The 7,424-nt window shown below is 73.2% G+C and carries 10 protein-coding genes; 7 read left to right on the forward strand and 3 right to left on the reverse strand.

The annotated features are described in order from the left end of the window. From GTW43_RS10065 to GTW43_RS10075, 3 genes are all read left to right on the forward strand, one after another. The coding region (locus GTW43_RS10065) for an ABC transporter ATP-binding protein (protein WP_161301297.1) at positions 1 to 797 on the forward strand (797 nt) is incomplete at its 5' end. 103 nt (positions 798 to 900) lie between these two features. Then, a complete protein-coding gene (locus GTW43_RS10070) occupies positions 901 to 1,572 on the forward strand; it encodes a trimeric intracellular cation channel family protein (RefSeq protein ID WP_161301298.1) in 672 nt (223 codons plus the stop codon). A 73-nt stretch (positions 1,573 to 1,645) separates the two neighbouring features. Continuing rightward, on the forward strand, positions 1,646 to 2,530 hold the full coding sequence (locus GTW43_RS10075) for a thioesterase family protein (protein WP_161301299.1): 885 nt from the start codon (positions 1,646 to 1,648) through the stop codon (positions 2,528 to 2,530). Positions 2,531 to 2,558: 28 nt separating this feature from the next. Here the strand turns inward: GTW43_RS10075 and GTW43_RS10080 are convergent, their stop codons facing one another. Further along, positions 2,559 to 3,146 (reverse strand): TIGR03086 family metal-binding protein, encoded by a 588-nt coding sequence (locus GTW43_RS10080; RefSeq protein ID WP_161301300.1) that lies wholly within the window; start codon positions 3,144 to 3,146, stop codon positions 2,559 to 2,561. 202 nt (positions 3,147 to 3,348) lie between these two features. Between GTW43_RS10080 and GTW43_RS10085 the strand changes: the two genes are divergently transcribed. Beyond that, positions 3,349 to 4,326 carry a YafY family protein gene (locus GTW43_RS10085; RefSeq protein ID WP_161301301.1) on the forward strand — a complete coding sequence of 326 codons (978 nt, stop codon included), beginning with the start codon at positions 3,349 to 3,351 and terminating at the stop codon, positions 4,324 to 4,326. On the opposite strand, the gene GTW43_RS10090 is transcribed toward GTW43_RS10085, so the two are convergent. Next, the gene (locus tag GTW43_RS10090; RefSeq protein WP_161301302.1) at positions 4,286 to 5,125 is read right to left on the reverse strand and encodes an alpha/beta fold hydrolase; all 840 of its coding nucleotides are present in this window, start codon (positions 5,123 to 5,125) and stop codon (positions 4,286 to 4,288) included. The two genes, GTW43_RS10085 and GTW43_RS10090, sit on opposite strands and share 41 nt — an antisense overlap. An 18-nt stretch (positions 5,126 to 5,143) precedes the next feature. Continuing rightward, entirely contained in the window at positions 5,144 to 5,767 is a 624-nt protein-coding gene (locus GTW43_RS10095; RefSeq protein ID WP_161301303.1) for a TetR family transcriptional regulator, read from the reverse strand. 105 nt (positions 5,768 to 5,872) lie between these two features. On the opposite strand from GTW43_RS10095, the gene GTW43_RS37475 reads away from it, so the two are divergent. From GTW43_RS37475 to GTW43_RS10105, 3 genes are all read left to right on the forward strand, one after another. Beyond that, positions 5,873 to 6,034 carry a hypothetical protein gene (locus tag GTW43_RS37475; RefSeq protein ID WP_202501279.1) on the forward strand — a complete coding sequence of 54 codons (162 nt, stop codon included), beginning with the start codon at positions 5,873 to 5,875 and terminating at the stop codon, positions 6,032 to 6,034. A 258-nt stretch (positions 6,035 to 6,292) separates the two neighbouring features. Next, positions 6,293 to 6,511 carry a DUF4190 domain-containing protein gene (locus tag GTW43_RS38630; RefSeq protein ID WP_161301305.1) on the forward strand — a complete coding sequence of 73 codons (219 nt, stop codon included), beginning with the start codon at positions 6,293 to 6,295 and terminating at the stop codon, positions 6,509 to 6,511. A gap of 77 nt (positions 6,512 to 6,588) precedes the next feature. Next, on the forward strand, positions 6,589 to 7,424 hold an 836-nt coding region (locus tag GTW43_RS10105; protein WP_161301304.1), incomplete at its 3' end, for a cysteine desulfurase family protein.

Raw genomic sequence — 7,424 nt, forward strand, 5'->3', positions numbered from 1 at the left:
AGTTCTCCGGCGGTCAGCGCCAGCGCATCGGCATCGCCCGCGCCCTGGCCCTGAACCCGAAGCTCGTCGTGGCGGACGAGCCGGTCTCCGCCCTGGACGTCTCCATCCAGGCGCAGGTCGTCAACCTGCTCGACGACCTCCAGGACGAGCTCGGTCTCACGTACGTGATCATCGCGCACGACCTCTCGGTCATCCGGCACGTCTCTGACCGCATCGCGGTGATGTACCTCGGCAAGATCGTCGAACTCGCCGACCGCGACGACCTGTACAACCGGCCGATGCACCCGTACACCAAGGCGCTGCTGTCCGCGGTGCCGGTGCCCGACCCGAAGCGGCGGGGCGTCAAGAGCGAGCGCATCCTGCTGCGCGGCGACGTGCCCTCGCCGATCTCGCCGCCCACCGGCTGCCGTTTCCACACGCGCTGCTGGAAGGCGACCGAGCTGTGCGCGACGAAGGAGCCGCCGCTGCTCCAGCTCGCGACGGGGCACCAGGTGGCCTGCCACCACCCGGAGAACGCCGACGACCAGGCGCCCGAGGACACCACGCTCCTCCAGGTGGCCAAGGAGGCGATCGACGTCGTGACGGTCCCGGCGCCGGGGGACCCGTCGGTGCCGGCGGAGGCCGAGAAGGCCGCCGGGTCGGAGAAGGCCCCGGCCGAGTCCGCGGAGGAAGCCCCGGCCGAGTCCGCGGAGAAGGCCCCGGTCGAGTCCGTGGAGGAAGCCCCGGAAGAGGCCCGGGAAGAGGCTCAGGAAGAGGCCCGGGAAGAGACCCCGGCGGAGCCCTCCGAAGAGAAGTAGGCACGCCGGCCGGGCCGGGGTGGATGCCGTGTACGGCGTCCGCCCCGGCCCGGCCCGTGGGCGCCGGACGCGATCCACGGTGCGCGACAGGTAAGAATGTCGCGTGATCCAGGAACTGTTCACCCCCTCCGTCCAGCACTGGCTCGACCTCGCCGGCATCTTCGTGTTCGCGATCTCGGGCGCCCTGATGGCCGTCCGCAAGAACTGGGACGTCTTCGGGATCGGCGCGCTCGCCGAGGTGACCGCACTCGGCGGTGGACTCTTCCGCGACCTGGTCATCGGGGCCGTGCCCCCGGCCGCGTTCACCGATCTCGGGTACTTCCTGACCCCGCTGATCGCCGCCGCGCTGGTCTTCTTCCTGCACCCGGAGGTCGAGCGCACCCAGACCGCGGTGAACGTCTTCGATGCCGCGGGACTCGGCCTCTTCTGCGTCACCGGCACCACGAAGGCCTACGCGTACGGCCTCGGGCTCACCGCGTCGGCCGCCCTGGGGCTGGCCACGGCGGTGGGCGGCGGCGTGCTGCGCGACATCATCGCCAACGAGGTGCCGTCGCTGGTCCGCTGGGACCGTGACCTGTACGCCGTACCGGCCGTCGTCGGCGCCGCGATCGTGGCGCTGTGCATCCGGTTCGACGCCCTCACGAGCGTCACCAGCGGCGTGGCGGTGGTCACCGCGTTCGTCCTTCGGCTGCTCGCGATGCGCTACCACTGGCGCGCACCCCGCGCGTGGAACCGCAGGTCGTCGGCGGTGGAGGTCACCGAGGAGACGCCGTGACGTGCGTGGCGTGTCACGAAGGCTTCACACGGGAAAGCTACCGCTCAGTAATTTCCTGTTGTAGCTTTCCGGTATGGCAGACGCAGTATCCACGCAGGAGCGCCGGGAGCGTACGGTCCGCGCGCGTATCGGCGACAGCGAGTTCGACCGCGACACCGCGGTGACCCGCCGCGAGCCGGGGGTCTACGACATCGACCTCTCGGCCGGCTGGACGATCATCAACGCCGTCAACGGCGGCTATCTCCTCGCCGTGCTCGGCCGCGCCCTCGCGGACGCGCTGCCGCACTCCGACCCGTTCACGATCTCGGCGCACTACCTGACGGCGTCCGCGCCCGGCCCCGCCGTGATCCGGACCGACGTCGTGCGCACCGGCCGCACGCTCTCGACGGGCCAGGCGTCCCTGTTCCAGTACGCCGAGGACGGCACTGAGGTGGAGCGCATCCGCGTGCTCGCCTCCTACGGCGACCTCGACGCGCTCCCGGACGACGTGCGCACGACCGCCGCGCCGCCCGCCATCCCGCCCATCGACCAGTGCTTCGGCGCCGGCGACGCCCCCGAAGGCGCGCCGCCGGTGCCCGGCAGTTCCGCGATCACCGGGCGGCTCGACCTCAAGCTCGACCCGTCGACGCTCGGCTGGGCGCTCGGCGCGCCCTCCGGCAAGGGCGAGATGCGGGCCTGGTTCGGGCTCTCCGACGGCCGTGCCGCGGACCCGCTCTCGCTGCTGCTCACGGTGGACGCACTGCCGCCGACCGCGTTCGAGATGGGCCTCAAGGGCTGGGTGCCGACCGTCGAGCTGACGGTCCATGTGCGCGCCCGCCCGGCGCCCGGCCCGCTGCGCGTCTCCATCACCACGCGCAATCTCGCGGGCGGCTTCCTCGAGGAGGACACGGAGGTCTGGGACTCGGCCGACCGGCTCGTCGCCCAGTCCCGCCAGCTCGCCCGCGTCCGGCTCGGCTAGGTCCTTTCCGCCGGATCGGGGCTGCCGCTCAGCCCTCGTTCCCGCCGTGGACCGGCTCGCGGCCCAGCCAGGCCGCGAGCTGCTCGTACGGGCCGGAGCCGGCGGGTGCGGTCCTGACCTCGCCGAACGGCACCTGTCCGCCACGCGGCTCGGCCGGCAGGGCCCGGTGGGCGGTCGCGAGGGCGAACTCGGCGAGGTCCGGGTCCAGGGTGCCGTGCCGCCCCAGCGCGTCCCACAGGTCCCACGCGTGCGTGACGGTCTCCATGACGTACGCGGCGACCGCGGCGCGGCCGGGCACGGTGCCCCACGGCACGACGACCTCGGCGTCGAGCCGGGCGTCGTCCTGCCAGGCCTTGAGCGCGGCCTGCCGGCGCTCCTCGTAGGCGGCGGCCAGTGCCTCGTCCGCGACACCGTCGGCGAACGGCGTGACGGACATCCCGTCACCGCCCTCCCCGACGACGGTGACCCTCCTCATCGCACCGACCAGGTGCGACACCAGCCGCCGCACGTCGAACTCCGAGCACGGCGTGGGAAGCCCGTACTGGTCGGGCCGGATGTCCGCGACGAGGCGGGCGGTCTGCGCGGTGGCGCGTTCGAACACGGGGCGGGGGTCCATGACGGTTCTCCTCGGTGCGGTGCGGTGCGGTGCGGAAGCGGAAAAGCGTGGTGCGTGGTGCGTGGTGCGTGTGGTGCATGGCGTGCGGCGCCGGGCCTGGTGCGCGGGCCGTTCGCTGGCGCCCACTCTGCCGTCATTACCTGACAGCTTCCGTCGGCATTACCGGATGCCCGCCGGCGATGTTCTGCGAGACGCTGGGTCCGTGAAGTCGGACCGTCTGCTCTCGATCCTCCTGCTGCTCCAGACCCGCGGCCGGGTGCCCGCGCACGACCTCGCCGAGCGCCTCGAGGTCTCGGTCCGCACCATCTACCGGGACGTCGAGGCGCTGTCCGCCGCGGGCGTGCCCGTCTACGCCGAGCGCGGCCGGCACGGGGGCATCGCGCTGCTGCCCGGCTACCGCACGGACGTCACCGGACTCACCGCCGACGAGTCGCGGGCCCTGTTCATCCTCGCGTCGCAGGGCGCCCACCGGGCCCTCGGGCTCGACGCCGCGCTCGGCTCCGCGCTGCGCAAGGTGATGGCCGCGCTGCCCGAACCACACCGGCCCGGCGCCGAGTTGACCAGTCGCCGGATCCTCGTCGAGTCCTCGCGCTGGATGGGCCCGCCGCACCGTGAGGTGGACGTCAGCGCCCTCCAGGACGCGGTGTTCACCGACCGCCGGCTGCGTCTGCGCTACCGGCACAGCGGCACCGACACCGCCCGCACCTACACCGTCGACCCGTACGGCCTCGTCTCCAAGGCCGGCGTCTGGTACCTGATCGCCGACCGCAGGGGCGTGCCGCGCCTGTTCCGCGCCGACCGCATGCAGGAGGCCCGTGTCACGGACGCGCCGGTGCGCCGCCGGACCGGTGTCGAACTCGCCGACGTCTGGGCCGTGCTGAAGCGGCAGGTCGAGGAGCGGCCGGGCGGCGTCGAGGTCGTCGCCCGGGTCCACCGCGGCCGGTACGACCTCTTCCTGCGCATGTGCGGCAACTCCCTCCTGGAGCACCCGGATCCGGGACCCGACGCGGAGTGGGTCACGGTCCGCCTCGGCTTCGGCGTGCTCGCCGCGGTCCGCACCCTGCTGCCGTTCGCCGACGGCCTGGAGGTGCTCGCGCCGCCCGAGGCGCGTGCCGAACTGGCCCGCTGCGCGGCCGCGATCACCGGTCTGTACGCAGGAACTCCGCCAGCACAGCCGTGAGTTCGGCCGGGGCGTCCTCCTGGACGAGATGGCCCGCTCCGGCGATCAGGTGCAGTCCGGCGCCGGGGATCAGACCGGCAAGCTCCCGTCCCCTGGCCGGCGGGATCCAGGTGTCCTCGGCGCCCCAGCAGACCAGGACGGGCAGCCGCAGCTCCGCGTAGCGCCCCTGGATGTCGTCCGTGAAGCGCTGGTCGTTCTGCTCGATCTGGCGGTAGAACGCCGCCTTTCCCGCCGGGGTGAGCCAGGGCGCGACGAGCCGTCGGTGCGTGTCGGGATGCAGTCCCCGGTGGCTCGCCGAGCCCAGGTAGCGGTGGACGAGCGCCTCGTGCAGATCGTCCGGCAACTGCCCGAAGACCGCGGCGTGTTCACCGAGCAGCCGGTACGTGGGGGAACCCCAGGGAGCCAGGGCCACCGGGTCCACCAGGGCGAGCCGGCCGTACCGGGCGCCGTGCAGGAGGTGGGCGCGCAGGGCGACGCAGCCGCCGAAGTCGTGGGCGACGACCGCCGGGGCGGTCAGGCCCCAGTGGTCGAGCAGTCCGGCGAGGGCCCTGGCCTGGGCGTCCAGCGTGACGTCCTGCCCGTCCCGCATCTCGGAGGTGCCGTATCCGGGCAGGTCCCACACGTGGACCCGGTGCCGCGCGGCGAGCGCGCGGGCCGGGCCCCGCCACACGTACGACGAGAAGGGGGTGCCGTGGACGAGGACGACCGGCGGGGCGTCCGCGGGGCCGAGGGCCGTCCAGCGGATCTCGCCGGTGGGGCCGGACCAGCTGCGGTCGAGGATCCAGTCGGCATCTGTCATGAGTGTCAGGCTAGTTGCTCATGACGCGTCGAGCCAGTGGCGGCCGCCGAGGGTCACCAGGCGCAGCTGGCGCTCCGCCCGGTCCGTCACGCGCGCCAGGTCCTCGGGGGCCGTGGTGAGCAGCTCCGCCGCGGTCACCATCATGTGGTCGACGTAGAGCCGGGCCAGCATCGAGAGGTCGTCCGCGCTCCAGCCGGCCGACTGCGGCTCCCGGGCCAGTGCGTCGCCCACCTCGTCGACGAACTGGGCGAGCTGTGCGGCGATCGCCTCACGCACCGGCCTGACCCCGCCGAACCGCTCGCGCGCCAGGAAGCGGACGTGCGCCGGGTGCGACGCGACGTGACGGACGATCAACTCAACCGTGCGGGTGATGCGTTCGTCGCTGTCCCAGGTCGCCGTCAACTGGTCCCGGATCATCGCGTGCAGGCTGCCGAGCGCCTCCTCGACCAGGGCGACGCCGAGGTCGGCGGTGCTCTCGAAGTGCCGGTAGAAGGCGGTCGGCGCCACGCCCACGGCGCGCGTGACCTCGCGCAGGCCCAGGCTGCTCAGGCTCTGGTCGGCCAGCAGCTCCAGCGCGGCGTCGAGCAGCGCCTGCCGGGTCTTCTGTTTCTGGGCCTGCCGGATGCCGAGGGTGTGACTCATGTCATCCAGTTAACACTTGTTCTCTGTCATGGGGAACCCGCGCGACGGGCTAGACTCAGGAGTCAGTGAACAGTTGTAACCCGTAACGACCCTGAGAGGTTCTCCGTGCTGTTCCTCGTAGCGGCCCTCCTGCTCCTGGGCTTCGCCCTCGGCACCGTGGCCCACGCCCCACTGTCCTTCACGCTCGTCGCCGCCGCCGTGATCGCCGTCTGGCTCACCGTCTTCGCGCTCCGCGAGCGGCACGCCCGCCGCACCCGCCAGGCCTGACACCGCATCCGTCGCATGCGCTGCGTCCATCGCGCGCACCGTGTTCACGGCAGACACCGCACGCACCGCGTTCACCTGATTCACCGCACGCACCGCATTCACCAGGGGGTACCAGACATGCAGCTCACCGCAGAGAAGAAGGCCGCCGCACCCGACGAGCCGGCTCCCGCCGCGCCGCAGGGCACCGAGGCGGGGGACATCGCGCCGGGCGACACCGTGGCGGAGGACGCCGCGCCGCGCCGCAAGGACGCCGACGGCATGGCCGTCGCCTCCTTCGTCCTCGGCCTCCTCGGCCTGCTCGTCCTCAACGTCTTCCTCGGCCCCGTCGCCATCGTCCTCGCCGGACTCGCCCTGCTGCGCGGCACCGGACGCCGCGGCCGCGCGCTGCTCGGCCTGGGTCTCGGCATCGCCGACCTCGTCGTGCTCGCCGCCTTCGTCACCGCCGACAACACGCTGTCGTGGAGCATCGCGGGCTGACCCCGCGCTCCCCGCGTGGGACGGGACCCCACGCGGATGTCAGGGCCCGGCCGCGGGCTCGTAGAATCGTGGCCACCATGGCTTACCTCGACCACGCCGCGACCACTCCGATGCTTCCGGAGGCGATCGAGGTGATGACCTCCCAGCTCGCCGTCACCGGCAACGCATCGTCCCTGCACGCCGCGGGACGCCGCGCCCGGCGCACCGTCGAGGAATCGCGCGAGTCCCTCGCCGCGGCCCTCGGCGCCCGACCCAGCGAGGTCGTCCTCACCTCCGGCGGCACCGAGGCCGACAACCTCGCCGTCAAGGGTCTGTACTGGGCCCGCCGCGCCGCGGACCCGGCCCGCACCCGCGTCCTCTCCAGCCCCGTCGAGCACCATGCCGTCCTCGACGCCGTGCACTGGCTCGCCGAGCACGAGGGCGCCACCGTCGAGTACCTCCCCGTCGACCGGTACGGCCGTGTGCACGCCGCCGCGCTGCGCGAGGCGATCGAGCGCAACCCCGACGACGTCGCCCTCGCCACCGTCATGTGGGCCAACAACGAGATCGGCACCGTCCAGCCCGTCCGCGAACTCGCCGACGTCGCAGCCGAGTTCGACGTGCCGCTGCACGCCGACGCCGTCCAGGCCTTCGGCCAGCTGCCCGTCGACTTCGCCGCGTCCGGGCTCGCCGCGATGACCGTCTCCGGCCACAAGGTGGGCGGGCCCTACGGCATCGGAGCGCTGCTCCTCGGCCGCGAGTACACGCCCGTGCCCGTGCTGCACGGCGGTGGCCAGGAGCGGCACGTGCGCTCCGGCACCCTCGACGTCCCCGCCGTCGCGGCCTTCGCCACCGCCGGACGGATCGCCGCCGAGCAGCGCGACCGCTTCGCCCGCGAGATCGGCGGCCTGCGCGACGCGCTCGTCGACGCGGT

The organism is Streptomyces sp. SID5785 (genome assembly GCF_009870065.1).
GTDB lineage: Bacteria > Actinomycetota > Actinomycetes > Streptomycetales > Streptomycetaceae > Streptomyces.

Bases quoted from the DNA above. Each gene is read 5' to 3' on its own strand.
- GTW43_RS10090 (WP_161301302.1), bottom strand. From the start codon at position 5,125: ATGACAGATGCCGACTGGATCCTCGACCGCAGCTGGTCCGGCCCCACC.
- GTW43_RS38630 (WP_161301305.1), top strand. From the start codon at position 6,293: ATGGCCGTCGCCTCCTTCGTCCTCGGCCTCCTCGGCCTGCTCGTCCTC.
- GTW43_RS10095 (WP_161301303.1), bottom strand. From the start codon at position 5,767: ATGAGTCACACCCTCGGCATCCGGCAGGCCCAGAAACAGAAGACCCGG.
- GTW43_RS10080 (WP_161301300.1), bottom strand. From the start codon at position 3,146: ATGGACCCCCGCCCCGTGTTCGAACGCGCCACCGCGCAGACCGCCCGC.
- GTW43_RS10075 (WP_161301299.1), top strand. From the start codon at position 1,646: ATGGCAGACGCAGTATCCACGCAGGAGCGCCGGGAGCGTACGGTCCGC.